At 43.8% G+C, this 26,342-nt stretch carries 22 protein-coding genes; 8 read left to right on the top strand and 14 right to left on the bottom strand.

The window, feature by feature from the left end:
• Positions 1-64: 64 nt before the first annotated feature.
• Together SNR28_RS04680 and SNR28_RS04675 are read right to left on the bottom strand one after the other, a co-directional pair.
• Positions 65-2,497, bottom strand: coding sequence for an ABC transporter permease (locus tag SNR28_RS04680; RefSeq protein ID WP_375749864.1), 2,433 nt, complete (start codon positions 2,495-2,497; stop codon positions 65-67).
• Positions 2,494-3,174 carry an ABC transporter ATP-binding protein gene (locus SNR28_RS04675; protein WP_375749863.1) on the bottom strand — a complete coding sequence of 227 codons (681 nt, stop codon included), beginning with the start codon at positions 3,172-3,174 and terminating at the stop codon, positions 2,494-2,496. The genes SNR28_RS04680 and SNR28_RS04675 overlap by 4 nt, the downstream gene beginning before the upstream one ends.
• Between SNR28_RS04675 and SNR28_RS04670 the strand changes: the two genes are divergently transcribed.
• From SNR28_RS04670 to SNR28_RS04655, 4 genes are all read left to right on the top strand, one after another.
• Positions 3,173-3,772, top strand: a complete 600-nt coding sequence (locus SNR28_RS04670) for an arylesterase (protein WP_375749862.1) — start codon at positions 3,173-3,175, stop codon at positions 3,770-3,772. The two genes, SNR28_RS04675 and SNR28_RS04670, sit on opposite strands and share 2 nt — an antisense overlap.
• Before the next feature lie 78 nt (positions 3,773-3,850).
• On the top strand, positions 3,851-5,050 hold the full coding sequence (fabV, locus tag SNR28_RS04665) for an enoyl-ACP reductase FabV (protein WP_375749861.1): 1,200 nt from the start codon (positions 3,851-3,853) through the stop codon (positions 5,048-5,050).
• A 163-nt stretch (positions 5,051-5,213) separates the two neighbouring features.
• Positions 5,214-7,133: an EAL domain-containing protein gene (locus tag SNR28_RS04660; protein WP_375749860.1), complete on the top strand. Its 1,920-nt coding sequence runs from the start codon at positions 5,214-5,216 to the stop codon at positions 7,131-7,133.
• A 105-nt stretch (positions 7,134-7,238) separates the two neighbouring features.
• Positions 7,239-8,885 (top strand): ABC-ATPase domain-containing protein, encoded by a 1,647-nt coding sequence (locus tag SNR28_RS04655; RefSeq protein WP_375749859.1) that lies wholly within the window; start codon positions 7,239-7,241, stop codon positions 8,883-8,885.
• Positions 8,886-8,928: 43 nt separating this feature from the next.
• On the opposite strand, the gene SNR28_RS04650 is transcribed toward SNR28_RS04655, so the two are convergent.
• The gene (locus SNR28_RS04650; RefSeq protein ID WP_375749858.1) at positions 8,929-9,525 is read right to left on the bottom strand and encodes a DNA-J related domain-containing protein; all 597 of its coding nucleotides are present in this window, start codon (positions 9,523-9,525) and stop codon (positions 8,929-8,931) included.
• A 178-nt stretch (positions 9,526-9,703) separates the two neighbouring features.
• On the opposite strand from SNR28_RS04650, the gene SNR28_RS04645 reads away from it, so the two are divergent.
• Positions 9,704-10,318 carry a DUF2238 domain-containing protein gene (locus SNR28_RS04645; protein WP_375749857.1) on the top strand — a complete coding sequence of 205 codons (615 nt, stop codon included), beginning with the start codon at positions 9,704-9,706 and terminating at the stop codon, positions 10,316-10,318.
• Here the strand turns inward: SNR28_RS04645 and cutA are convergent.
• From cutA to nrdD, 5 genes are all read right to left on the bottom strand, one after another.
• Positions 10,308-10,637 (bottom strand): divalent-cation tolerance protein CutA, encoded by a 330-nt coding sequence (gene cutA / locus SNR28_RS04640; protein WP_375749856.1) that lies wholly within the window; start codon positions 10,635-10,637, stop codon positions 10,308-10,310. The two genes, SNR28_RS04645 and cutA, sit on opposite strands and share 11 nt — an antisense overlap.
• Positions 10,638-10,711: 74 nt before the next feature.
• Positions 10,712-11,410 (bottom strand): ATP-dependent zinc protease, encoded by a 699-nt coding sequence (locus SNR28_RS04635; RefSeq protein WP_375749855.1) that lies wholly within the window; start codon positions 11,408-11,410, stop codon positions 10,712-10,714.
• Between the two features lie 22 nt (positions 11,411-11,432).
• Positions 11,433-12,620 carry an amino acid aminotransferase gene (locus SNR28_RS04630; protein ID WP_375749854.1) on the bottom strand — a complete coding sequence of 396 codons (1,188 nt, stop codon included), beginning with the start codon at positions 12,618-12,620 and terminating at the stop codon, positions 11,433-11,435.
• Between the two features lie 93 nt (positions 12,621-12,713).
• Positions 12,714-13,193, bottom strand: coding sequence for an anaerobic ribonucleoside-triphosphate reductase-activating protein (nrdG, locus tag SNR28_RS04625; RefSeq protein WP_375749853.1), 480 nt, complete (start codon positions 13,191-13,193; stop codon positions 12,714-12,716).
• A 3-nt stretch (positions 13,194-13,196) separates the two neighbouring features.
• A complete protein-coding gene (gene nrdD, locus SNR28_RS04620) occupies positions 13,197-15,317 on the bottom strand; it encodes an anaerobic ribonucleoside-triphosphate reductase (RefSeq protein ID WP_375749852.1) in 2,121 nt (706 codons plus the stop codon).
• Positions 15,318-15,602: 285 nt separating this feature from the next.
• On the opposite strand from nrdD, the gene SNR28_RS04615 reads away from it, so the two are divergent.
• Positions 15,603-16,511 carry an endonuclease/exonuclease/phosphatase family protein gene (locus SNR28_RS04615; protein ID WP_375749851.1) on the top strand — a complete coding sequence of 303 codons (909 nt, stop codon included), beginning with the start codon at positions 15,603-15,605 and terminating at the stop codon, positions 16,509-16,511.
• Between the two features lie 41 nt (positions 16,512-16,552).
• Here the strand turns inward: SNR28_RS04615 and SNR28_RS04610 are convergent, their stop codons facing one another.
• The 5 genes from SNR28_RS04610 to SNR28_RS04590 are packed head-to-tail and all read right to left on the bottom strand — an operon-like array spanning position 16,553 to position 22,154.
• Positions 16,553-17,599, bottom strand: coding sequence for an efflux RND transporter periplasmic adaptor subunit (locus SNR28_RS04610; protein ID WP_375749850.1), 1,047 nt, complete (start codon positions 17,597-17,599; stop codon positions 16,553-16,555).
• Positions 17,596-20,913 (bottom strand): efflux RND transporter permease subunit, encoded by a 3,318-nt coding sequence (locus tag SNR28_RS04605; protein WP_375749849.1) that lies wholly within the window; start codon positions 20,911-20,913, stop codon positions 17,596-17,598. The genes SNR28_RS04610 and SNR28_RS04605 overlap by 4 nt, the downstream gene beginning before the upstream one ends.
• Positions 20,914-20,960: 47 nt before the next feature.
• Positions 20,961-21,416, bottom strand: a complete 456-nt coding sequence (locus SNR28_RS04600) for a DUF6691 family protein (RefSeq protein ID WP_375749848.1) — start codon at positions 21,414-21,416, stop codon at positions 20,961-20,963.
• 13 nt (positions 21,417-21,429) lie between these two features.
• On the bottom strand, positions 21,430-21,849 hold the full coding sequence (locus tag SNR28_RS04595; protein WP_375749847.1) for a YeeE/YedE family protein: 420 nt from the start codon (positions 21,847-21,849) through the stop codon (positions 21,430-21,432).
• 11 nt (positions 21,850-21,860) lie between these two features.
• Complete coding sequence (locus tag SNR28_RS04590; protein WP_375749846.1) at positions 21,861-22,154, bottom strand: metalloregulator ArsR/SmtB family transcription factor; 294 nt, start codon at positions 22,152-22,154, stop codon at positions 21,861-21,863.
• Positions 22,155-22,326: 172 nt separating this feature from the next.
• On the opposite strand from SNR28_RS04590, the gene SNR28_RS04585 reads away from it, so the two are divergent.
• Together SNR28_RS04585 and SNR28_RS04580 are read left to right on the top strand one after the other, a co-directional pair.
• Positions 22,327-22,512, top strand: a complete 186-nt coding sequence (locus tag SNR28_RS04585; protein ID WP_375749845.1) for a DUF2892 domain-containing protein — start codon at positions 22,327-22,329, stop codon at positions 22,510-22,512.
• A 127-nt stretch (positions 22,513-22,639) separates the two neighbouring features.
• Positions 22,640-24,343 (top strand): FAD-dependent oxidoreductase, encoded by a 1,704-nt coding sequence (locus SNR28_RS04580; protein WP_375749844.1) that lies wholly within the window; start codon positions 22,640-22,642, stop codon positions 24,341-24,343.
• Between the two features lie 82 nt (positions 24,344-24,425).
• Here the strand turns inward: SNR28_RS04580 and SNR28_RS04575 are convergent, their stop codons facing one another.
• Positions 24,426-26,306 (bottom strand): methyl-accepting chemotaxis protein, encoded by a 1,881-nt coding sequence (locus tag SNR28_RS04575; protein WP_375749843.1) that lies wholly within the window; start codon positions 26,304-26,306, stop codon positions 24,426-24,428.
• Between the last annotated feature and the right edge of the window lie 36 nt (positions 26,307-26,342).

Genomic DNA, 26,342 nt, shown 5'->3' with positions numbered 1-26,342 from the left:
CTACCTGTTCACCGTAGCTAATTGAATACTTAGCATAAACTGCTTTTTGATAGATTGATGTTCATCACTGATATATAGGACTTAACAGCTTCCTGATCAGAGTATTCAGGGTTAAAGCCAGTACAGCAAAGGCTAATATCGGCAATATTACCCACAGCGCAGGGTGCAAGTTACTTTCTAGTTCAAAGCCCCATGTCATTAATCCGGCAACACTGGCTTCTGCTCCTATACTGGAAACAATACCCGCAACCAAAGCCATCAGGCCGTATTCACTCCAAATCGTCTGCTTAATGCGTTTTTTACTGGCGCCTAGAGTCCGGTATAGTCGAATCTCATCTTGCCTTTGCGACAGGCTTAAACGCAGCAATGTGAAAATCAAAAGTATACCGGCCACAACACCTAGTCCGGCAAGTACAGTCACTGACCAAATGATTTGAGCGAGCAGCGCCTGCAACTTGCTGCCCATAGAGCGAATATCAAGAATACTCACCGTTGGGAAAGAACGAGAAAGCTCACTCAGGAAGCGGTTCTGGCCATCGGCGATACGGTAGCTAACCATCCATGTAGCCGGGAGTTGTTCTAAAACATCAGGTGTAAACACAAAGTAGAAATTTGGCTTCATTTCGCGCCATTCTACTTGGCGTATTGAGTTCACTGTCGCGGTTACAGTTTTGCTGTTGATAACAAAGCCCAGCGTGTCACCAATTTTCAGGTTTAACTCAGTAGCTATTTCAGATTCAACGGATACGCCACCTTTGTCCGTCCACTCTCCTTCTAATATTGGATTTCGTTCAGGGATAGAATCCGCCCAAGTGAAGTTGATTTCCCTTTGAAGGGAGTCGCTCTGTTTATCCACTCCCTGATAGGTCTTCGCTTCACTGTTGTTAATGGTCGCAACGCGCCCTCTTATAATTGGATACGCATCTGAGCGTTCAATGTTGTTCGAGTCGAGCGTTTCCAGATACGAATCTTTTTCATAAGGAGCGATGTTAATAGAGAACACATTCGGTGCGTTGGTCGGGATCGTTTGCTGCCAGTCTGCAAGCAGATCCGTTCTTACCAGCCATATGATCGCGAGTAACATAAGAGAAAGCGCTAACGCACCAAATTGGATACCACTGGCGATAGATGAGCGACTGATACGGCTAACGGCCAGTTTCAGCGATGTGGATAACGGAAGCTTGCTCACTACCCGGATAAACACAATACTCACAGCGGCGAGCAGCGCAAACAACCCAATAATTCCACCGAGTACCAACCAAACCAGCATGTTGTTCCAGTAGATAGCAATCATAGGAAGTAATGGTACAAGCAATAACCAAAATGCTTTTCGGTTTGTTTTTCTCTCTTCCGCCTGCATGACGTTAACAGCTGAAGTGGTGATCAGCGAATAAAGTGGAATACCAAGAGCAGGAATTCCAATGAGTGCGCAGGAAAGTAGAGAAACTAACGCAGGTGTAATGCCATACCCCGGAAGTGGGTCAGGAAGTAAACCGTCAAGTGGTACCCTCAGTAGTATCTCCAGACCGGTACCTAAAATTAGCCCAAATGTTGAACCTACCACGAACAGCAGTATAACCTGCATGCTCAGCCAGCGAACGAGCCAGCGCTTTGTTGCTCCCATGCTTTTTAGCATAGCGACAGTTTGTAAGCGACTCGCAACATAGCTCTGGCAGGTCAATACCAAAGTAGTTGCCGCCATGATAATTACGATGGCTACGGTAAGAGAGAGATATTGAGTGGTGGTTCCAAACAACTCATTATTTCGGGTGCTAGAGTCCTGATCACGCCAGCGGTCACTTGGTGTCAGCTCAATTGAATCTTTTATCGTATTGAGTGCGGCGTCGTTACCTTGTAGATATAAGTTGAACCGAACCCGGCTACCCAGTTGAAGGGCTCCAGTCTTTTCGATGTCGGAGGCATGGATATACACAGAAGGCATTTGTTGGAAAGGATTAAAGCTTATTCCAGGCTCCTGCGCCACACGACCAGATATAACATAGTCTGCATCACCTATAGTGACGCTGTCACCCATCTCAACATTGAGTAGCGAGAAAACACGTTCATCAAGCCATAACTCCCCTGGTGAAACAAACCCTTTTCGTTGACTGCCGTTGTCGAGCGAAAGCTCTCCACGTAATGGGTAGTTATCATCAACAGCCTTGACGGTCACCAGCTGCATGTCAGTATCACTGAAAGACATGGTTCCGTATCGAACGAGCGATGCGCTCTCGACATTTGACTGACTCGAAACCGTGCTGGTCAACACCTCTGGAATAGGGTTAGAAGATGAGTAAACCAGATCCGCGGTCAGTGCGTCTCTACCCTGCTTTACAATGACTTGCTCCATTCGCTCAGCGAGTGCAGATAATGCAAATACGCAAGCGATGATGAGAGTCAGAGCAACTGCGACTGGCCACAATTGTCCGTGCCGGATTTCTTCGATACTCCAACGAAAAAGCCGGGAGTTAGTCGACTGATTCTTAACGTCTGTCATTCCTGAGCCTCCTCAAGAACACCAGCGTGCATATTAAAGATGCGGTCACACTGTTTTGCTAAAGTTTGGTCATGTGTTACCAAAACCAAAGTAGTTCCGTGGGTTTTGTTTAACTCAAAGAGTAAGTCGACGATTTTTTCCGCCGTATGTTGATCCAGGTTTCCGGTTGGTTCGTCAGCAAACATGATTTTCGGCTTAATCATAAATGCTCTGGCCAGTGCCACGCGTTGCTGTTCGCCACCGGAAAGTTGTGAAGGTAAATGATCGATTCGCTTGTTAAGCCCCACCGACTCCAGAAGCTCAATAGCACGCTCCCTGTCTTCATCGTTTCCTTTCAGCAGGCACGGCAATGTGACGTTTTCCAGTGCGGTAAGGCTGGGAATTAACAGGAAGCTCTGGAATACGAATCCAATGGACTCACTGCGCAGGCTCGCTCTTTCTTCATCATCCATAGTGGAAAGCGCTTGTCCCAGCAGGGTGACCTCGCCTTTTGTCGGGACGTCCAGACCCGCTAATAACGTCATTAATGTTGACTTCCCCGCCCCGGATGTACCGACGATGGCAACAGACTCACCTTCATAAATGTCTAAATTTACGTCTTCAAGGATTGTTAAATGTTCTTTATTGGTAGAAACTAATTTAGCAATTGATTCAGCTTTAATTACGGACTGTGGCATGATTCGACTTATTTCCCTTTTAGTTATTCTTTTTTCTTCAACTGTTAGTAGTAACACAATTTTGGTGCTTGGGGATAGTTTAAGTGCAGGCTATCAAATGCCGCTTGAGAAGAGCTGGCCTTCGATTTTGCCTTCTGAGCTTAAACAGAGAGGATTCGACTATCAGGTTATCAATGCGAGTATTTCCGGAGACACAACCGGTAACGGGCTTGACAGGCTTCCTCGTTTACTTTCTGAGCACACACCAGAATATCTTTTGGTTGAGCTGGGTGCAAATGATGGTTTAAGAGGCTTCAACCCTAAAACCATCACCAACAACCTGAATCAAATCGTGCTAAAAGCACGCAACTCTGGTTCGAAAGTTATCCTAATGCAAATTCAGATCCCACCGAATTATGGCAAGCGTTATAGCCAGGCGTTCTCCAATATTTATCCTACGATTGCGAAGAACAATGACCTGCCGTTAGTTCCCTTCTTCCTAGAGCACGTTATTCTAAAAGAAGAATGGATGCTACAGGATGGCCTTCACCCAAATGCCGATGCACAGCCTTGGATTGCAGGTTATATGGCAGATAACCTGGCACTTTATCTTGAATAAAGTTGCTTTGGCTCAAGCAACTCGGGCAGCTTCCACTATATAGTCGGTCCTTATTGTGTGCTAATAAGGACTTTATCAATGATCATTAAACCTGAAATAAAGGGTGTGGTAGCCCGCTCCGCTCACCCAACCGGATGCGAAGCTGCTATTCAAAAGCAGATTGATTACGTCAAAAGCGCAAAGCCTATTGAAGGTGGTCCAAAGCGAGTTCTTATACTTGGTGCATCGTCCGGTTTCGGACTTGCTGCAAGAGTTGCATTGAGTTTTGGCGGTAGTCAGTCTGATACTATCGGCGTCTCCTTCGAAAGAGGTCCATCTGAGAAAGGCGTAGGCAGTGCTGGCTGGTACAACAATATCTATTTCAAAAAGAGAGCTGAGTCAGAAGGCAGAAAAGCGATAAACATTGTTGGTGACGCTTTTTCTCAAGAGGTTCGTGATCAGGTCATTGAAGCGATAGAAACGCATTTTGATGGTGAAGTTGATCTTATTGTTTATAGCTTAGCGACTGGTGTACGTCCTAAACCCAATAGCGATGAAATGTGGCGATCATCCATCAAGACGATTGGTGAAAGTGCAACGGGTGCAACAATTGTATTAGAGGATGATAGTTGGCAAGAAACGACGGTTGAACCAGCGACTGACGAGGAAATAGAATCTACGATCAAGGTGATGGGTGGCGAAGATTGGGAATCCTGGGTAGATACGCTGATCAACTCCGATTCGATTGCTCCCAATTGTAAGACCATCGCTTTTTCTTATATTGGTCCTGAATTTACCCATCCGATTTACCATGAAGGTACTCTTGGTCGCGCTAAAGTCGATCTTCACCAAACCAGCCACTCTTTGAACCTGAAGTTAGCTAACTATGATGGTGGTGCTTACGCTACGGTCTGTAAGGCTTTGGTAACGAAAGCCAGTGTATTTATTCCTGCATTCACTCCTTATATTTTAGCGCTCTATCGGGTGATGAAAGAGAAAGGTACACACGAGACTTGCATTGAACAGATGCAGCGTTTGTTCTCTGATAAGTTATATGGAACCGAGTCGGTCCCTGTCGATGGAGAGCGGTTGCTGCGCATGGATGAATTTGAGTTAGATTCAGATGTTCAACAAGAAGTTTCAACCTTGATGCACCAGATGAATGCGGATAACTTCAAGGCGATTGGGGATTACGCTGGGTATAAGCAAGAGTTTCTGCAGCTTAATGGTTTTGATTTAGATGGTGTGGATTATGAAGCTCCCTTCGAAATGGAAGACTTAAGGGCTATGCGCCCGTAAGTGTGTCTCACCTCTAAAATAAACTTGTTAAAAACCTCTGATTCTGGAGGTTTTTTTTATTTCGGTTGCATAATCGGCTTATACTAAGTGAAAGAGTAATGAAAGATTAGGATGATCTGGTTACTCATGAACGATGAATCACTCCAACACGGATAGTTGCAGTATGAACAGAATTGATACCAATGATCTAACGATCCCGGACGAGATTCAGCAAAACTGGCAGAATACGCTAAATATACTTGCTGAGATAACTCAAGTGCCAAGCGCACTGATTATGAGAATGCACAAAGACGAGATTGAGGTCTACAGCAGAAGCTCGTCAGAAAATAACCCTTACAAAGTCGGTGATACAGAGGCAGTCCCTCAGGGGCTTTACTGTGAAACGGTCATCTCAAGTCAGAAAGAACTTCTTGTACCAAATGCACTCGAGGATGAAGATTGGAAAAATAATCCTGATATCGCATTAGGGATGATTTCTTATCTCGGGGTTCCGGTTAACTGGCCTGATGGTTCGCCGTTCGGCACCATGTGTATTCTGGACAACAAGACAAACCACTACTCTAATACCTACCGTGCACTACTGGAAACTTTCAAGAATTCGATTGAGTCTCAGTTAACCATCATTTATCAGCAGTCTAAATTATTACGACTAAATAAAGAGTTACGTAAGCGCGTAAAAAATCGTACCCGCGACTTGGCGAACTTGAGTTACTCACTGAGTCAGGAGATTGATAAGCGCAAAGCCGCAGAACAAGAAATTGATTACCAGAAGAAACACGATGTCACGACTGGCTTGTATAACTTTGAGTCATTTAAGAAAAAAATAGAGAAAAAATTAACTAACCTGAGTAAAGACTCTGTGCTTTATCTGATCCAGATAGGGTTCACCAATGGACGTCGCTTACAAGCGAGATACGGTGAACAAGCGTTGAGCGATTTGATTGTGGCATACAGAGAAAGAGTTGGAACCATAGGCGGTATTGAATCCTTTAGTGGCCGCATAGGCACAGCGGATTTGGGTATCGCTATTGAAGTGGCAAAATCCAATTCATTTATTGAAGCGTTTTGTAGTCGGCTTGCTGAATTGAGCCACTCCGAGTTTATGCTGGATAATGAGAAAGTCCACCTTCACGCGTTTCTTGGCGTCTCCTCGAGTGAAACTTCAGACACGGCGATGGGGTTAACCAAACACGCCAGAGAAGCCATGCTCTCTTGTAAAGAGTCCGGCCAGAAATATATGTTCTTTTCTAAGCAGCAAGTCAGGGATGAAAATCATGCCAGTCAGTTAGAAAGCTATCTGCTTCAGGCGGTGAGAAACGACGATTTGACCCTCTACTTTCAACCTAAAGTCGAACTTAAAACAGGACGTTGGATTGGTGCTGAGGCATTGCTGCGATGGAACCACCCTAAGCTTGGTGTCATCTCAAATGAATCACTCATTCAAATGGCAGAGCAAAATGGGTTGATTTTTGAAGTCGGAAGTTTTGTGTTGAGAGCGGCTATTGAGCAAGCGAGTGAATGGTACAACTATACCAAGGACTTTAAAATTGCAGTGAACGTGTCTGCTGTGCAACTCAAGAATAAAGACTTTATCGATCAGGTAAGGCACCTGCTTAGTACTTATCAGTTGCCGACATCCTGCCTTGAAATTGAAATTACAGAAAACTGTTTGATTTATAACGAAGTTCTGGCGAATCAGACATTGATTCAGCTTCGTGAACTTGGAGTGACGCTGTCACTGGATGACTTCGGGACAGGCTGTGCTTCGTTTAGTTACCTTAAGAAATACCCCTTCTCTATCATAAAAATCGATAAGAGTTTTACACAAAACATCGCTAACGAAGAGAATGATAAAGAGATAATGCGCTCAATGATTCGAGTAGCAAAAAAGATGGATCTCAAGGTGATGGTGGAAGGAATCGAAGACCTCGACCAGGAGCTGTTTGTTATTAATGAAGGTTGCGATTACGCTCAAGGTTACTTGTATGGTAAACCGATGGATTGCCAACAGTTCAGTGATGTTTTCACTCAACAGGCACAACACTCTGTTCAATTGACACCTGAACCCTCACACAAGCACTAACAAGTTGGGAGTATTGATAAGTAGCGAATGTTTTGATTAATAAGGCTTGGTTAACTATAATCCACGCCCGTTTTTAATAAGTAAACATTCAAAAAAGCCGAGACTATGGATCAATTAATCGCAAAGCTGAAGAAGATCGAAAAACAGAACTACAAAGCTTACCAGCAAATTAAGGGGAGCTATTCTTTTGATGACTTCACCCTATATATTGACCATGTTCAGAGCGATCCCTACGCATCTGCGTCTCGTCTACGCGCTGTAAGACCATGGGGCCCCACAGGGCTAAAGTGGCTTAGAGAAAAGTCTGAAAGCTATCAGGTAGCTGCAAGAGATTTTATCAGCCGAACCTTTTCTGCTTATACAAAACATGATCCGTTAGTTTCCATTGCCCTGACTGGGCAAACCGTACTTGACCATACAGCTGTGCTGTTCACAGAAGAAGGCATTGAGATTAGGTTTAGGGTAAACCTACCCGCAGAAGGACGAAGCATTCTTGGTAAGAAAGCGATAAACAACCTTACTTTCCACCTTCCAAAGTCGATTCGAAAATCTACCATTGAACGAGAGCTGGATATAGAAGTTTTAAAGGCTCATTGTGAAATGATTGAGGATCAGGATGCACTTAGAGCACAGTTGACGGAAAGTGGGCTTGTTGCGTTTGTTGGAAATGGTTCGGTATTACCACGCCTGGCCGGGAACCAGGACTTGCCAATGAAAGGCGCGGTTCCGTTCCAGTCCCCAGAGTCTATGGAAGTGGAGTTATCAACGCCAAATGGTGGACTTGTTAAAGGTATGGGTATCAAAAAAGGCGTGACGCTTATCGTGGGTGGCGGATTCCATGGTAAGTCTACCCTTTTGAATGCGATTGAACGTTCTATCTATAACCATATTCCTGGTGATGGCAGAGAACGTGTGGTTGCTCTTTCAGATGCAATGAAAATTAAAGCTGAAGACGGACGCTGCATCCATAAGCTCGATTTGTCTAACTACATCAACAATCTGCCCATGGGCAAAGATACGACCTGTTTTTCTACTCAGGACGCTTCAGGCTCGACTTCACAGGCTGCGTGGTTACAGGAATCTCTGGAAGCAGGTACGTCAACCCTTCTCATCGACGAAGACACTTCTGCAACTAACTTCCTGATTCGTGATGAGCGTATGCAGGCGTTAGTTTCAAAGGGTGATGAGCCTATTACTCCACTTGTAGACAGAATTGATCACCTAAGAGATGAGCAGGACGTGTCTACTATCGTCGTTATGGGTGGCTCTGGTGATTATCTGGATGTCGCTGATACGGTAATCCAAATGCACGATTATCAAGCGCTAGATATTACAGAAAAGGCCAAGCAAGTGATTGCTGAGTATCCTAGCCAGCGTAAGAACGAGTCAGACGTGGAAATGGCAAAAGTAACGCCTCGCAAGCTCAATAAAAAACCGTTACAGACCATTTTATCTGAAGGTAAGTTTAGGGTAACTGGTAAAGGTGTGGACACCCTAAGGTTCGGCAAAGAGTTTGTTGATTTATCAGCGTTGGAGCAGTTGGAGTCATCAAGCGAAATCAATGGTATTGGCTGGGTTTGGCTGATGCTGACACAAATGCCGGGTAACTCAAAAAATCTTACTAAAGAGGTAACGGATTTGATAAGCGGTAACTTGTTCAGTCACCTCCCTCCTCATGGTGATCTTGCGAAACCGCGCCCTATTGATGTTCTTGCAGCACTCAACCGTTTACGAATAGCGGGCTATAAGTAAGATCCCAAAAAGCAAAACAGGAGTAGTGTTTGATTTTCATTCTCTACTCCTTTTTCTCCCTCAGTACTGCCCACGCTTCACAGTAACTACGGAATTGTTTCTCACATCCGTCTTCTCTGTCGGGATGCCATTTAAGCGCCATTTCACGCCATTTTTTCTTGATTTCCAAATAGCTGGCATCAGGGCTCAGGCCAAAAACAGAAAGCGCTTCTAATCTTGAGTAGTTTGTTGTAGCTAATGAGATATAGCGAGTGTACCTATCCCAAAAATCATCAAACAGTTGCTGAATCTCTTGTTCTGAAGTCTCATAGTTATTCCAGTCGGTGTAGTAACTTTTGAGTGGATCATGTTTATCGATTTTGTTCTCAGTGTAAACTTCAGCCTCTATCAAGCGAATATCCATGGACTGCACCTGAAGATACTCAGACTCCGAAAGCAACGACTGCAACTGATATAAGGCATTCATAATCAGAAAATTTCGTTTAAAAAGGTCTTTCTCCTGATTGGCGTCCAGCTTTGGTAGAAGCCCTGCTTCTGATAACTTCGACATGATTTCATGTACCTTCCAGCTCTGTTTTTGGCTATCAAAATTTTCTGTTCGTAAGATTTTTAATATTGGCCAAATGAGGGGGTTATCCATTCAATGCACTGTCCATTTTGAGTTCTTGTTCCAATAATAAACATTTCATCCCGTCCCCGGAAGACGTGACAGCGAAGAAGCGATGCCACAGAAGCCTGATGATTTAATTGAACAGTGTTCTATTGTGTGTCACCATAGTGATCTCGTTGTTCATCATATGTGTTACGGAAACTCCGGTATGACAAGTTACCAAACCTCAAAGTCCACACTTACTGCACTATTACTCGTCTATCTAGGCGTGTTCATATTCGCTGCGATCGAACCTGTATCGAGAGCGGTTTGGGTGGCCGAGATCCTACCTGCAGTTGGTATCGTTGGAATTATTCTTTTGGTAACTCGTTTCTTTTTCGTTTTTAGTAAAACTGCGTATGTAATGATGTTTATCTGGCTGATTCTTCATACCATTGGTGCTAAGTATACGTTTTCTGAAGTTCCATTTGACTGGTTCAATGAACTTATCGGGTCTGAGAGAAACAACTTTGATCGAATTGCCCACTTTTCAATTGGGTTTTATGCCTTCCCTATTGCTGAGTATCTATTTAAGAAAAACTATTGCAACAAACTGATTGCATCCATGTTTGGATTGTTTGCCATCATGAGTGTGGCGGCCGCGTATGAAATCATAGAGTGGTGGTATGCTGCTATGGCTGGTGGAGATGAAGGTATCGCCTTCCTTGGATCTCAAGGAGACATTTGGGATGCTCAGAAAGATATGCTCTGCGATACCATGGGAGCGCTAACTGCGATCGTTATCTTTTGGGTTTTAAACTGGAAACAAAACTTTAAACGTTAGGTGTTTTCGTTGATTCTTCAATCCAGCAAAGATAAGGGTTGAGCCCATTTGTAATAGGTACTTGTACTATTTGTGGGACATCATAATCATGTAACGACTGTATAACGGACTCTAGCTCGTTGAAAAGTCCCTTTTGGGTTTTGATGATCAAAAGCTGTTCATTATCTTCTTGTACCTTCCCGTCCCAAATGTAATGGCTGTGAATAGGCAATACTTGTATACAAGCGGCAAGTTTGTTCTTTAATAATGATTCTATAATGGTGTTTTTAGTTGAGTCACAATTTACAGTGGTTAAAACCATGCAGAATGGGTCAGTCATCTTATGCTCGCTACATTGAAGTTAGTCTGGAATTCAGAGAGTAAAAAGCCCGGATGTTGACCGGGCTTAGTGTTTTATTTTTTTGCCTTTGGCTGAACATACTTCCTGCTAATATCAACGATAGCAATATCTCTGAAGAAACTCTGTCCAAGAAGAACGGGTGTGCTCAAATGCGTACGATCAGTTAGGGTAAACTCTGCTTTGTCTTTAAAGTCCCCTACCTGAACCCAGGAAGTCACTACGGGCCTTTTCTGCGGTTCGTCACTGTTAGATTGTTTGACTTTCGCCCAGCGAAGAACAGGAAGACTCACCTCATTTGACTGCTTGTCCCCATAGCTGATTTTAAACTTAACCCAATCCTTACCATCTCGCTCAAACTTAACAATGTCTGTCGCGCTTATCGAAGAGGTTGTTGCACCAGTGTCGATCTTGGCAACAAATTGCTGGTTGATGCCAGGTACAAATATCCACTCTTCCTGACCGAAAATATATTTCCCTTCTTCGGTTTTTGTTGGCAATGGCTTAGGTTTAGGCTCAGGTTTCGGTTCCGGTTTCACTTCGGGCTCCGGTTCCACAACTGGTTCCTCTTCAACGACGGGAGGTTGTGTCTCCTGGTCCGGAAGTTCGGCTACAGGAGGTAACGGAGTTACTTCGGTTGGCTCTTTATCCTTGTTTACATTACTTGTTGTTTCATCTTGGGTTGGGCCAGTCGTCGAACAAGCGGCCAAACCTGTACACAAAGTAACAGCAAGCAGAGTCTTCTTATTAATCATTTGCCCTCCAGGTGTATAGGCATCAATCCGTGGCTACATTCACAATCGCGTTAGCAACGTAGGAAATATCACTCTCTTTTAGTCCGGCGATATTAATACGTCCATCACCAACTCCGTAAATACCGAACTGTTGGTTTAATGATTGCATTTGCTCTCTAGAAAATCCTAACACAGTAAACATACCTTTGTGAGATTCAATAAAATCAAACTGTTGGGTTTTGTGAACTGTTCTTAATTCTTCACACAATTTGTGTCGTAAAGAGACAAGACGCTGCTGCATTTCACTAAGCTCTTGCTTCCACATCGTTGTGAGTTCTGCATCATCGAGTATTGCAGAGACTAATGCGGCGCCGTGAGCGGGTGGCATGGTGTAGGTGGAACGAGCCAGTTTTAGTAACTGCCCTTTTGCATTAACTGTATCGGACTGCTTTTTGCCAACGACTATCGCCGCACCGGTGCGTTCCCTATATAGACCAAAGTTTTTAGAACAAGAGGTCGCAATAAACATCTCTTCAAGATTGTCAGCCATAAATCTAAGGCCTTTAGCATCTTCTTCCAGACCATCACCAAAACCTTGATACGCGATATCGACAAATGGAGTAAATCCATTTTTCTGAGAAAGCTCGGTAATAGTTTTCCACGTATCAAAGTCGATATCAGCACCGGTTGGGTTATGACAGCAACCGTGAAGCAAGACCACATCGTTTGGTCCCGCATTCGAGATATCCGCTAGCATTAAATCCGTATCAACCTGTTTGGTGGCAGGACTAAAGTATCGATAGTGCTTGACGTTGAGACCAGCAGCTTCCATCACTGGTTGGTGATTGATATAGCTAGGATTGCTTAGCCAAACTGTCGTACCAGGTTGCGCGACGGCAATGAGATCACCTAACATGCGTAATGCGCCACTTGCTCCCGGTGTCTGAATAGCAGAGACACGGCTCATTGCTGAGGTGCCGGCAAGTAGTAGCTCGGTCATTTGTTGATTGAAGAGTTCACTACCAGTAAGCCCGATATAGGACTTTGTTGTTTCGCTTTCTTTTACTTTGACTTGAGCACGTTGAATCGCCTGCATGATAGGCGTTTCACCCTGGCTATTTTTATATACGCCAATACCCAGGTCTACTTTTTCAGAACGAGGATCGTCTCGGTAAGCCGCCATTAAAGAGAGAATTGGATCTTGTTCAGGTGTTGGTAAGTGTGAAAACATTGAAATCGCAACCCTTTGAAATTCATTATTAATGACTCAAAGTTATCACTAGTTAATCGATTTCAAAAGGGCTTTTTAGCGAGTGTCTCAAAATTACAATGAATCCAGATCGGAAACAGTGTGAATAATTTGGTTACTACTACCCCGCCATTTAAGGCTCGGGTCAGCGAGGTCTTTCTCATACTTACCATCGATAAGCACATCAATCTGTCGAACCAGAGATTTCTGTTCATCAGACAGTTCAGCGATGACATACCCGGTCCAGGCCCAGATGTCTTTTCCCGGACATTCGTTGCGCACACGTTTTACGAGTCTTGACACCGCATCTAAGTTGTCGGGATGCAAAGGGTCGCCACCTGATAGTGATAAACCTCTTCTCTTGATACGAGTATCGTTAAGATCAGCGATGATCTGGTCTTCCATCTCCTGTGTGAAAGGAAGACCGGAGTCGAGCGACCATGTTTTCTGGTTGTAACAACCTTTGCATTGATGAACGCAGCCAGAAACAAAGAGCACGCAACGCGTGCCCTGTCCGTTTACAACATCAATGGGATAGTATTGACTGTAGTTCATCGATTAAAGGTGTTTTACCCTACGCTTAACTTCTTCTTGTTTACCGAGGTTGAATGGACGTGCATCAGGGCTACCCAGGTAACCACAAACCCTGCGTGTTACAGATACTTTGGTAGAGTCATGGTTGCCACATTTAGGACAGGTAAAGCCTTTACTTGTACAATCGAACTCACCTTCGTAACCACACTCGTAACACTCATCGATAGGTGTGTTAGTGCCATAGTATGGAACACGGCTGTAACTGTAGTCCCAAACATTCTCCAGCGCTTCTATGTTTTGCTGCATGTTAGGGAACTCGCCATAACAGATAAATCCGCCATTAGATAACGGTGGGTAATCCATTTCGAAGTCGATCTTGTCGTATGGATTCACCTTTTTCTCTACATCCAGATGGAAACTGTTGGTGTAGTAACCTTTATCTGTCACGCCTTCGATAAGACCGAACTCTTTCGTATCGATACGGCAGAAGCGGCTACATAGGTTTTCACTTGGCGTGCCGTAAAGACTAAATGCGTAGCCTGTCTCTTTTTTCCAGGACTCAACAGCACGTTTAAGGAAACTAACAATCTCAACCGCTTTTTCGCCCATCTTAGGATCGTCGTAAACATGAGCACCGTTCTTGTACAGGGCATTGATTGTTTCATGGATACCGATGTAACCAAGCGAGATAGATGCTCGACCGTTCTTAAAGATCTCTGCGATAGAGTCTTCAGGGTTCAATCTAACGCCACAAGCGCCTTCCATATACAGAATTGGGGCTACACGCGCTTTAACTGTTTCTAGTCGAGAAATACGAGTTTCTAGTGCTTTACGTGCGAGTTGAAGTTTTTCGTCTAGCAGCTGATAGAAACGACGCTCGTCACCATTCGCTTTAATAGCGATACGTGGGAGGTTTAAACTGACAACACCCAGGTTATTACGACCATCATGTACTAACTCTCCTGCTTCCTCGAACGGGTTCAGGAAGCTACGGCAACCCATAGGCGTCTTGAAGGAGCCAGTCACTTCGACAACTTTGTCGTAGTTAAGGATATCAGGGTACATACGTTTTGATGCACATTGCAGAGCGAGCTGCTTGATATCGTAGTTTGGATCTGAAGGAGCGTGGTTAAGACCATCTTTAATGGCAAATACCAGCTTAGGAAATACTGCAGTTTTACGATTCTTACCAAGACCAGCGATACGGTTCTTTAAAATGGATGCCTGAATCAGTTTTGATGCCCAGGAAGTACCCAAACCAAAACCAAAGGTAACAAAAGGAGTTTGCCCGTTCGCTGTGTGAAGTGTATTTACCTCATACTCAAGAGACTGGAATGCGTCGTAACACTCTTTTTCCGTTCTGGATTCAGCAAATGCTTCAGGGTTATGGATATCCCACTCTTTCGCTACTTCAAGGTGTTTGTTGTAACTTGCAACAACGTAAGGTTCCAGAATTTCGTCAATTGCATTGATTGTCGTACCACCGTAAATGTGTGATGCAACTTGCGCGATAATCTGTGCTGTAACTGCTGTCGCTGTAGAGATCGATTTTGGAGTATCGATTTCAGCGTTACCCATTTTAAATCCGCCAGTCAACATGCCGCGTAGATCAATTAGCATGCAGTTGAACATCGGGAAGAATGGAGCGTAATCCAGGTCGTGATAGTGAATGTCACCGCTATCGTGAGCTTGAACAACGTCTCTAGGTAGAATGTGTGTCTTTGCGTAGTGTTTCGCAACAATGCCAGCAAGCAAATCGCGCTGAGTTGGGATTACTTTGCCATCTTTGTTTGCGTTCTCATTCAGAAGGTCAGCATTACTTTGCTCGATTAGCCCCTGAATTTCCTGGCTTAGTGCACTTTTCTTTTCGCGAGCGATATCACGGTCATGTCTGTACTCGATGTATGATCTTGCCATGCCCTTATATGGGCCTTGCATCATTTCGTTTTCAACCAGAGTCTGGATATCTCTGATATCTACTTCGTAACGATCAGCAAGAAGTGATTCTACGTTTTCCGCAATAGTATGTGCGTATGAGGTAACTTCTGAGTCGATATAAGTCGCTGAGCTTTCCACTGCTGCAATGATGCGATCCTTAGTAAAAGGGGCACGAGAACCATCTCTCTTAATGACGACCAATTTCAATTTATACTCCTTACCCCAAAGATATGCACAAGCTATTCACAAACACACCATATAGGGTTTAATTTATACAGACAGACACAATATGTTGTGGCGTATTAAACGCATGAAACCGACAAAAAGTATTGATCGAGATCAAAAAACAATAAGAGCCGAACAAGATCAAATCGATCTTGGTGCATGAGATCTCGTTATAAAAATAAACAAAAATTTCACTTAATTTTTGTCGTATCGGACTTGATTTTTTTGATAGGCTTGAGCGACAAGAGTTAGCGAGAAGTACAAGAAATGAGACCGCCTTATTTTGTTAAATTTACTAGATATAGTTCACTATTTTGTGGATTGATTCTTTCTTTAGGCACGGTTTATGCCGAGCCAATAAAAATTGTTACATGGAATCTAGAATGGCTCACTTCTTCACCAAATCATCGGTTTAGCCAAAGTGAACGCACGAAAGAGGATTTTGATACGCTGACTAAGTATGCTAACCGAATGTCACCCGGCATAGTCGCTTTTCAGGAAGTGAATGATGTAAATGCCATAAAAAAGGTACTTGGGACGCAATACAGAATCATTTTGTCTGACCGGGCTTCTAAGGACTATAAAAGGCATCAGTTTAAGGAGATCAACCAATATACCGGCTTTGCAGTACGTAATGACCTGACAACGAAGAACCATGGTGATTTAAGGTTGGCCTCGAACAAATCGTCAAAACTTCGTTTTGCCACATATATCTCGATAAATATCAGTGGGCAAGAGATTCATTTGCTTTCTGTACATCTTAAAGCGGGTTGTCGGGGGAAATTTAAAAACAACCGCAGTTGCAAGTTGCTGAAGCAAGAAGTGAATGGAATCAATCAATGGATAGCATCAAGAGCAAGACAAAATCATAGCTTTATTGTTTTGGGAGACTTTAACCACAATCTAGCCTACTCCAACGATTGGTTATATAAGCTTGCTATCAGAGGAGCAGACCCAGAACCAGTCTTGGTTTCAGCGAATAGTGATGCGATTTGCCAGGTACGCTCTACGAAATCGAAGGGGGAGCTGCATTCGTATCGTTATTTAATTGACCATATGATTGCCAGTGCTGATTTGGCTTTATCTGAACCATATCAGTTGGTTTATAGCAAACCGGATGTTCTGGCATATCAACTCAGTGATCACTGCCCTTTAATAACCAAATATCTAAACTAAACAGACCGCGTAGCATTTACACGGTCTGGCTTGCTTCGATTCTAAAACGATAACGGACTTAATAGAACCGTATCTCCCTGACTGAGTCCTTTACGTACGCGGTTATTTTCTCCTAACTGTACCAACCGACGTGAAACCACTCCATCTTCTACCACCTTTACGTAGTCCAATTGTCCAACCTGATAGATGGCTTCGTTGGGTAACTGGATAATGGACTCATTTCCTTCTTTAACAATTACCTTGCCATAGGTACCCGGGTAAACCTGCTGTTCGAGGTTTAGGACTAATTTAACAACAAAGCTTCGTGAATTATTGTCGGCAGCGGGTGCAATTTCTACCACTTCAGCTTTGCCTTCCTGAGAATATGTGGGCAGTTTGTAGTTTAGCTGACTACCCAGTGTGATTTTTGCTATCTGACTTTCGGATATGCTCGATTCTAATTGCATCTTTTCTGGGTTATATAAAGATAGAAGTTCCATTCCGGGTGTGGCTGTATCTCCCTGATTGATTGGTCGCTTTGTAATAAGCCCACTAAATGGTGCGGTGATGATACTAAAACCGGATGTGGTCTTTGCTTCCGTCACTGCTGCTTGCGCTCTCCTGAACTCAGCCTGGCTGGTTTTAAGGTCGCTTTCCGCACGGTCAAACTCAGATTGTGACAACAACTTACGGCCCACCAGTTCTTCAACGCGCTTATACTCTTTACGGGCAGCATTTAATCTGGCTTGGGCTGAAGACAACGCTTCTTGTGTTTGAAGAACCCTCGCATCCAAATCATCGCTCTCAAGTCGCATTAGTACATCGCCTTGCTGTACCTGGTCGCCCACATCGATAAGGACCTCAGCGATCTTTGCTGTTAGTCTCGCAGACAATGTTGCTTGCTGATCAGCGACAACCGTTCCGGTGTAAGTTCGCTCTATTGGTCTAGTAATACTTTCAATGGTTATTGTTTCGGCACCCGACAAATCAGAAAGCTTCACTACACGCTCTTCACTTAGCTTCTCGGTAAAAAATCCTGCCATATAGAGGAAAAGAAAGCCAAGAACTGAAAAAAGGACAATACCTAAAATAAGCTTTGAGATTTTCATACTTCCTCCTCCTGAATTGGTAAACCGTGTCCTTCGGTATTTTGGTATGCAAGGTTGTAAACAATAGGTATAACAAACAAGGTAAAGACGGTTGAAGCCGCAATACCAAAGATAATTGCCCATGCTAGTCCATTGAAAATAGGATCGAGTGTAATCACAACGTTACCCAGTAACGTTGTGCCTGCTGTAAGCAATATGGGTCTCATTCTCACCGCCCCGGATTGAATTAACGCTTCTTGAAGCGGCATGCCTTCTCTGAGGGACTGCTGTATAAACTCGATGAGCACGAGCGAGTTACGTACTACGATACCGGCAAGCGCAATCATTCCGATCATAGCGGTAGCGGTAAACAGAGCGGGATTTGAATAGCCATCAATTGGAGAACTCAGCGCATTCAGCAACCAGAAACCGGGCATTATGCCGATAACTGTTAAAGGAATTGCCAGCATGATAATGCCAGATACAGCGGGCAAGCCTGTCTGAATCAACATAACAATGAATACACCTAATAAAGCAGCACCGTAAGCGATACCTAAATCACGGAAAACGTCTACCGTGATTTTCCATTCACCCTCACCACTCCAGACAACATTAATGTCAGAATCGAGAGACCAACCATCCCCTGCTCCATTATTGAAGTAATGTCTTTCTGCTAAAGGTCTTCTGTTGCCTGACGCAGGTTCATTCTGATCAGAAATAACATCGGCAACGATTTCACCTGGCACTCTTCCGACGGTTTCAGCGTAAACATAAACAACAGGTTTTAAGTTCTTATGATAAATAGGCTGATCGGCTGGATGTTTAATAAAGTGTCCAATCTCAGATAACTGAACAAGAGGTTGAGGTGCATCAATCAAAGCGCCCTGCACCACTTGCTTACTGATGCCTGCCTGACCTCTAACATATAGTGATTGAAGTTTATTCAAATCGTCTCTGCTGTTCTTAGGTAACCGGACAATGACTGGAAGTTCATTTATCTCTCTTTCCGCCTGCAGATTTGCAAGTTGTAATCCCTTGTTAGCAGCAGAAATTGTTTGATTCACGTCATAGACCGAAATACCGGACAATGCAGCCTTTTCTATATCGACGACGAACTGCCAGGTTTCGTACTCGCCCTGGATACTGGTATCAACTTCAGTGACAAACTCTTCTCCTTTTAACCGGTTTGCCAGTACTTCAGCCTGTTGTTGTAACCGAATATACGATGTCGTTTCTTCTCCATATACCTCTGCGGTAATCGTAGCAATGACTGGAGGTCCGGGTGGCATTTCAACGATCTGTATATCCGCACTGTGTTTTGAGGCTATCGCTTCAAGATCGTTTCGAAGACGAGTCACAATTTCATGGGACTGCTGGTGTCTTCGGCTTTTATCCGCAAGTACGATCCGTAACTCGCCCTGATTTGGCTGGCTTCGCATAAAGTAGTGTCTGACCATACCATTGAAATCCATTGGGGAAGCGACACCGGCGAAAGCCGAGACAGAACTGACTTCTGGTACTGTAATGAGGTAATCAGAGAAAGACTGAAGCACATTGGATGTTTCCACAAAACTGCTTTGCTCTGGCATATTCAAGACCAGCTGAAACTCATTTTTGTTGTCGTATGGCAACAACTTAAGCGGTACTAAACGTAGTGCTGGTAATAGTGCGGCAGAGAAAAAGAGCACAGCGACCAACCCTAAAAATACCCAGCTCTTAGATCGGCTTTGAAGAATCGGAAGAAGTAGTTTTTGATAACCGTTGTAAAGGAGCGTTGTTTTAATGTCGTACACGCCTTGTTCGGTCGCGGCACGAAGAATTTTACGAGCTAACCATGGTGTAATCATAAAGGCGACGAAAGTACTGAAGATTACACTAACAGGCACATTGAACGCGAGAGGTGCCATGTAAGGGCCCATCATACCTGTAATAAAGAACATGGGTGTAAACACAATAACAATAGCGACAGTAGACATCAGTAGCGCACTGCGAATTTCGGCCATAGCCATTACGATGGCTTTGGTTCGTGTCAGTTCCTTTCTTTTGAGATATCTTTCTATATTGTCGATACTGGCAATAGGGTCATCAACGATCAGACCAAGCGCCAATATGAGAGCGAATAAAGTTACGCGATTTATCGAGTAACCAAACAGCAAATCCATGCCTAAAGCTGCACCGTAGCTGATAGGTATAGCGATCCCAACGACTAATGCGCTGCGCCAGTTCAGGAACAAGCCTACAAAAACGACAACCGTCAAAATCGCGATACCAAGGCTAGAGACCAGGTTAGAAACTTTATCACTGGCTGTTTGTCCATAGTTTCTGATAATGCTCATCTCTACTGAGTCGGGAAACTGGCTACGTTTAATCTCATAGAGCTCATCAAGGACATCTTGTGCCACACCGACTGCGTTTGCGCCTTTCTGTTTGGCGACAGAGATAAATACAGCTGGATAAGTTTCACTTGTCTTCCCGTCAGCAGGTCCATACTGGAACCAGGTGTCGTTCCAAGGTTCTTCAGGGCCATCGGTGATTGTCGCGATATCCTGAAGATAGACCGCCTTGCCATCAACAACGTTAACAACCAGTGATTTGAGTTCATCTGCTTTGGAAAAGAACTGACCCGATTCGAGTTGATATACGTTTCCGGATAGATGGATTAGACCGGACTCTTGCTTGGTATGGCTGAGTTTAAACGCATTCTGAAGATCTTCGATGGTTGTTCGCCTGCCTGCCATTGCAGCGGTATCTAACGCAACTTCAACGGTTCTAGACTGGCCTCCAATCACCTCGACAATGTTAGTATTGTCTAACGCTTTTAACCTTTGAGTGGCCTGTTGTGCTATCCGTCTTAGTTCATACGATCCGATGGTTTCCGGCTGAGTAGAATAGAGAGACGCAACAACGATAGGCACGTCATCTATCTCAACGGGTTTTATTATCCAGCTAGTGACTGATGAAGGGATGCGATCCTGATTAGCATATAACTTGTTATACAGCTTGATAAGTGCTTCTTCGCGCCCTTCTCCAACAAAGTACCGAACGATTACCTGAGCTGCACCTTTCATTGAAGAGGAGTATACGTACTCGACACCATCAATCTGACTAAGCAACTTCTCAAGCGGTTCAGTTACCTGTTTTTCGACTTGTTTTGCACTAAGTCCCGGAGCCTGAATAATGACATCCGCCATTGGCACGACAATTTGAGGATCTTCCTCTTTGGGGGTGAGCCAAAGTGCAACCACCCCGACGAGTAGAGCGAATAGTATAAGTATCGGAGGGAAAAAACTGTTCATTACCTTGTGAACAAAACTTGTCTTTAATTCCGTTTTCATTCTCCCTCCTGGATACTTAATGTTTTAGGGCTTTATCCCCAGTAACTTTAGTTGTTAGACACGACTTCAGAACGGTTAACTCTGTTTTTATTGATGCAAATCAGTAAATTAGTTAGGCCTAGCCCAACCATCATAAAGGCGAAGAACAACACGACTCCGCCATTTCCTGCTGCAAGTGATGCAACCGCAGGTCCGGGACATATTCCAACCAAACCCCAGCCAATGCCAAATGTAGCAGCACCACTTATCAGGCGAAGGTCGATATTTTTGCGTTTATTCAGACAAAACTGCTCGGCAACAACCGGTTTTTTCCTTGGTTTAATAACGAAGAAATAGGCTGGCATAAATACTGCGAGAGCACCGCCCATAACAAAGGCAAGGTCAGGTGACCAATTTCCGGCAACATCCAGAAATCCAATGACATTTATCGGGTCTACCATGCCTGAAATACCCATACCCATGCCAAACAGAATACCAGCGATTAATGAAGCAAAACGAAACATACAGCTCTCCGAACTACAGAAGGTGAAGACGAACAAAAACGGTGATGGCAGCAACCAGCATAAAAGTGCATGTCGCTACAAAGGACCGAACCGAAAGACGGCCTATACCGCATATTCCGTGACCGCTTGTACATCCGTTACCGAGTTTTGTTCCTATGCCTACTAATAATCCGGAGATCGCTATTAATATTGGGCTTGCGGCAAATTCCGTTGGAATGTGCGCACCGAAAAAAACCATACTTGCCATGCCCCCTGCGATCATTCCTACAAAAAACAGAAATCGCCAGGAGTAATCTTTGGACTTAGGAGTGAGTAATCCGGTTAAAATGCCGCTTATCCCTGCGATCTTTCCATTCATTAACAACAGAATAGTGGCTGATATTCCAAGCAACACGCCACCAAATAATGATTCCCAGGGAATACTAAAGCCCATTTGTATACCTCTTAATTACAATAAATCGTATGTAGACTCTTAATCAGATCGAGTACTCTAGTATCTGAAAGAGAATAAAAAACTTGTTGAGACTCTTTTCTCACGCTAACGAGATTCTGTTTTTTTAGCACGGTTAGATGTTGTGAAAACGCCGACTGGCTCAGGCTTGAACAATCCTGTAGCTTTCCGGCCCCTACTTCTCCTTGGGTGAGTTGGCATAACACCATTAAGCGCTCGGGATGAGCCATAGTCTTCAATAACTCTGATACTTCTTTGGCGTTACTGTGCATTCTGTCGATGTCCATTAGTATCCTCGCAGCGGTTCAAAGTCTTAATTAGATTTTACTAATATTGCATCATTAGTCAATGCTTAATAAGAACATTAGGATAAAATAAAAATAATATTAGACAAAACTAAATTAGGTGTTTATATTCTTGTTGTATTGAGGCTTTACTAGATGACATAAGGAGATTGTGATGACTCTCGAAAATGGTATAAGAGTATTAGCAGGAAGCATGATTTTACTCTCAGTAATTTTGACTGTAACGGTTCACCCTAACTTCGTTTGGCTAACCGTATTTGTAGGATTCAACTTAATCCAGAGTGCCTTTACTGGTATCTGTCCTGCGGTATTCTTTCTCAAGAAGCTAGGGCTCAACTAAAGAACAAAAGCAGAAGCCAAAAAAGCATTGCATGCATTAGCTCATACCGAACATTGTTCGTATGGCGTGTGTGCTTTTTTGGTTTTTAAATAAGTGAATTTGTAGCCGTAAAATGTTGGAGAAAGCTATGACTAAGATTGTTATTGTTGGTGGTGTTGCCGGAGGTGCCTCTGCTGCTGCTCGTGCGAGGCGTTTAAGCGAGGATGCGGAAATCGTCATGTTTGAACGAGGTGAGTTTGTCTCCTTTGCTAACTGTGGTCTTCCCTATCATATAGGTGGGGATATTACTGAAAGAGCGAATTTGCTACTTCAAACACCTCAAAGTTTCCTTGCTCGTTTTAATGTCGATGTCCGCATTATGAGCGAAGTCATTAGCGTTGATAAAGAAGCTAAAACGGTTACAGTCAAAAATGTCCTGGATGGAACCGAATATACAGAGTCATATGATTTTCTGTTGCTGAGCCCTGGAGCGGGCCCTATTGTCCCTCCTATTCCGGGAATAGATAATCCTTTGACACACTCCCTCAGGAATATTCCTGACATGGACAAGATAATCAACACAATCAAGATGAATCGACCTGATCACGCTACCGTCGTCGGTGGTGGATTTATTGGATTGGAAATGATGGAAGCTTTTCACCAGCTAGGCATTAAAACCACGCTTGTCGAACTTGCTGATCAGGTAATGACACCTGTTGACCGAGAAATGGCTGGATTTGCTCACGCCGAAATTAAGGAACATGGTGTTGATCTTAAGCTGGGGGTCGCACTGGAGTCTGTCGAGTATATCCAGGAATCACACGTACCAAATCTTGAAAGTGGTGAGTCTGACGAACATAGCCACATTCAGGGGCACTTAAGCTTAAAGTTAAGTAATGGCGAGCAAATGCAGACCGAAGTTTTGGTGATGGCAATTGGTGTTCGTCCCGAAATAAAACTGGCTCAGGAAGCGGGACTAACGATAGGTGAACTGGGTGGTATCTGGACTAATCCAAGCATGCAAACCAGTGATCCTTCAATCTATGCGGTAGGTGATGCGGTTGAAGAAGTCGATTTTGTTACTGGTCATCCTACCTTAGTTCCGCTGGCAGGACCTGCTAACCGTCAGGGTCGAATGGCCGCTGACAACATGCTTGGTCGCGAGGAGACTTATCAGGGAACACAGGGAACTGCGATCTGTAAGATTTTTGATTTGGCTATTGCTTCAACAGGGAAAAATGAAAAAACGCTTAAACGTGAAGGTATCCCTTACCGCAAAATCTATGTGCACACCGCGAGCCACGCGAGTTACTACCCAGGTGCTGAGATTGTTTCTTTCAAAATGATCTATTGCCCTGATACAAAGAAGATATTAGGTGCGCAGGCTGCGGGTAAGGACGGTGTAGATAAGCGAATAGACATAATGGCTGTTGCGCAGCGTGCAGGAATGACGATAGAGCAACTACAACACCTGGAGCTAACTTACGCACCACCGTTTGGTAGTGCAAAAGACGTTATTAATCAGGCTGCATTTGTGGCAAACAACATAGAGAAAGGTGATATCAACGCAATTCACTTTGAAGAGCTTGATTCACTAAACAGTGAGCAGCTTGTGCTTGATGTGCGTACACCAGCTGAGATTGAAAACTTTGGCACATTGCCAGAGGCGGTAAACATCCCAGTAGATGAATTAAGAACACGAATGGATGAGTTACCGAAAGACAAAGAGATACTGATTTTGTGTGCTGTAGGGTTACGTGGTAACGTGGCTGCGCGTCAATTGATGAATCGTGGATACAACGCCAGAAATATAGTGGGTGGTTATAGAACCTACATGTATTCAAAGGTTTAGCATCTGTAGTATCAAATAGTAAGAAGGGAGTCGTATGGCTCCCTTCTTTGCTTCTTAGTGTACGTCTTACCTTATATCCGGCCTACACTCTAAAATAAGCCAGCTCATTTTTTTGAGTTTCAGCCATCTGAGATAGTTCAGAAGATGCCAACAAAGTTTGGTTTACCGCAGCAACATTTTGTTGAACCAGATCCGCAGCCTCAGTCGCGTTACGGGAAATTTCTTCAGTGACACTATGCTGTTGCTGGGAAGCGGTTGCTACCAGCGCATTGATCTCAGAGATAGACTCAACCGCGACAGATATATCTTCGAATGCTGATTTAATATTGTCGGCAAGATGAACTGACTCTTCGATTAAGGTGACATTCTCAGCCATGTTTTGGCTTGCCTTCTCAGACTGGTGTTGAAGCTTAGAGATTATGTCTTGAATACTCACCGTTGAACTTTGTGTTTTAGAAGCTAGGTTGCGTACTTCATCTGCTACAACAGCGAATCCTCTTCCCTGCTCTCCAGCCCTTGCTGCCTCAATAGCAGCGTTAAGTGCCAAGAGATTAGTTTGTTCTGAGATGTTGGTGATAACCTCGGTAACACTTCCAATTTCAATCGCAAATTCTCTTAGCTCCTCAACAAGATTAGCCGTTTCTGCGACCGATGCGTTGATATCTCCAGATAGCTGAATGTTCTTCTCCAAGGTTTTTTTGCCTTCGTTTACATTCGATTGGGCTTCTCTTGTTTTTTCTTCCGCCATTACTGCTTTGTCGCTCACCTCCATTGAGGTTGAAGATAGCTCTTGCACGGCAGTCGAAATCTGCTCTGTTTGAATCTGCTCATTCTGGGCATTCGTAAGCGTATCGCTCATGACTGCATTGAGTTCCTGAGAAGCGGATGCGACGTTCTCAGAAATCCCATGTGAGTTCGTGATCAGCTCAGACAACTTTTCAGAAAGATTGATTAAAGAACGGTAGATGCCTGTCTCTTTACCGGTGTAAGTCAGGTTCTGTGTTAGATCACCAGCAGCAATTTTTTCCATTACGGATTCAATCTCTTCAGGTGCTCCACCGACAGGCTTAAGTACTAGTTTCTGAAGCAAGAACGAAAGAAAAGCAACAGCTAATAATAGACAACCTAAACCGGTCCACAATGAGGTGATAAGTTGATTATGAGCCCCGACTTCAATGACAGAGTCTTTAATAAAAGAAACGTAAGACCACCGGCTAATGGCCATTTCACCCCAAAATGCGGTGAAGTCAGTTTCTTCTCCGTTCACCACGGTTGAGTACATCATCACAGGGTTATTGCGATTGAAGTTCTTATAAAGCGGACGCTCTTTGAAGATGTTTTTGTCGATTAGCTGTGGGTATGGTGAGTAAAGAATGTTGCCATCGGGCCCATAAATAAACATGTCTCCAAGCTTAGAGGTGTCACCAAGTAGTGAGTCTACGTAAACCGTGATAATTACAGCAATATCGTGGTTGATTTTAGATGCCATGACCAGGATGGATTTTCCTGTAAACGCCGAGGCAAATGTATCCGTTACGTAATAGTCCTTACCTTGGTTATATATCGCCTGGTGGTAGCTGCGATTTAGGTCCTTTACATTAACCTGGGTTTTCTCACCTGATGCGTTGAAAAGCTCTCCGTTTCTTCGCATTAAATAGACACCTTCAGCTGCGTCTCCATATGTTCGTAAGATCATTGCTAGTTGATCAGATGCATGGTTTGACAAGTTATTTTCATGCACATCGTTCTGCGATACGTCTACAGATTTAAGAACGTTTTTATAACCGATAAACTTTTCAATAAGCTCAGCTTCTACCGCTTTGTTATTTGCTTTCAGAATAGACTTATTAAGATCCACACTCTCATTTTTAAATGATACAAAGCTTAATATAGAAAGTGCAATAATGATAAGAGTAACAATAGCGCCTAGTGAGCCCGCTATTTGCAGCTTAAACTTATTCATATAGTTCCTTGTGATTAAAATATGAACATCTAACTA

The sequence above is a fragment of the Vibrio iocasae genome, assembly GCF_042245395.1.
In the GTDB taxonomy this organism is placed as follows: domain Bacteria; phylum Pseudomonadota; class Gammaproteobacteria; order Enterobacterales; family Vibrionaceae; genus Vibrio; species Vibrio iocasae.
Note: the sequence above shows the minus strand (reverse complement) of the source record. Positions and strands in the feature narration are given on the sequence as shown.

Coding starts and splice junctions, on each gene's coding strand:
- SNR28_RS04580 (WP_375749844.1), top strand. CDS start 22,640: ATGACTAAGATTGTTATTGTTGGTGGTGTTGCCGGAGGTGCCTCTGCT.
- SNR28_RS04630 (WP_375749854.1), bottom strand. CDS start 12,620: ATGTTTTCACACTTACCAACACCTGAACAAGATCCAATTCTCTCTTTA.
- SNR28_RS04660 (WP_375749860.1), top strand. CDS start 5,214: ATGAACAGAATTGATACCAATGATCTAACGATCCCGGACGAGATTCAG.
- cutA (WP_375749856.1), bottom strand. CDS start 10,637: ATGACTGACCCATTCTGCATGGTTTTAACCACTGTAAATTGTGACTCA.
- SNR28_RS04655 (WP_375749859.1), top strand. CDS start 7,239: ATGGATCAATTAATCGCAAAGCTGAAGAAGATCGAAAAACAGAACTAC.
- SNR28_RS04675 (WP_375749863.1), bottom strand. CDS start 3,174: ATGCCACAGTCCGTAATTAAAGCTGAATCAATTGCTAAATTAGTTTCT.
- SNR28_RS04610 (WP_375749850.1), bottom strand. CDS start 17,599: ATGAAAATCTCAAAGCTTATTTTAGGTATTGTCCTTTTTTCAGTTCTT.
- SNR28_RS04680 (WP_375749864.1), bottom strand. CDS start 2,497: ATGACAGACGTTAAGAATCAGTCGACTAACTCCCGGCTTTTTCGTTGG.
- SNR28_RS04575 (WP_375749843.1), bottom strand. CDS start 26,306: ATGAATAAGTTTAAGCTGCAAATAGCGGGCTCACTAGGCGCTATTGTT.
- SNR28_RS04645 (WP_375749857.1), top strand. CDS start 9,704: ATGACAAGTTACCAAACCTCAAAGTCCACACTTACTGCACTATTACTC.
- SNR28_RS04585 (WP_375749845.1), top strand. CDS start 22,327: ATGACTCTCGAAAATGGTATAAGAGTATTAGCAGGAAGCATGATTTTA.
- SNR28_RS04615 (WP_375749851.1), top strand. CDS start 15,603: ATGAGACCGCCTTATTTTGTTAAATTTACTAGATATAGTTCACTATTT.
- SNR28_RS04605 (WP_375749849.1), bottom strand. CDS start 20,913: ATGAAAACGGAATTAAAGACAAGTTTTGTTCACAAGGTAATGAACAGT.
- SNR28_RS04635 (WP_375749855.1), bottom strand. CDS start 11,410: ATGATTAATAAGAAGACTCTGCTTGCTGTTACTTTGTGTACAGGTTTG.
- SNR28_RS04590 (WP_375749846.1), bottom strand. CDS start 22,154: ATGGACATCGACAGAATGCACAGTAACGCCAAAGAAGTATCAGAGTTA.
- fabV (WP_375749861.1), top strand. CDS start 3,851: ATGATCATTAAACCTGAAATAAAGGGTGTGGTAGCCCGCTCCGCTCAC.
- nrdG (WP_375749853.1), bottom strand. CDS start 13,193: ATGAACTACAGTCAATACTATCCCATTGATGTTGTAAACGGACAGGGC.
- SNR28_RS04600 (WP_375749848.1), bottom strand. CDS start 21,416: ATGTTTCGTTTTGCTTCATTAATCGCTGGTATTCTGTTTGGCATGGGT.
- SNR28_RS04670 (WP_375749862.1), top strand. CDS start 3,173: ATGATTCGACTTATTTCCCTTTTAGTTATTCTTTTTTCTTCAACTGTT.
- SNR28_RS04650 (WP_375749858.1), bottom strand. CDS start 9,525: ATGGATAACCCCCTCATTTGGCCAATATTAAAAATCTTACGAACAGAA.
- SNR28_RS04595 (WP_375749847.1), bottom strand. CDS start 21,849: ATGGGCTTTAGTATTCCCTGGGAATCATTATTTGGTGGCGTGTTGCTT.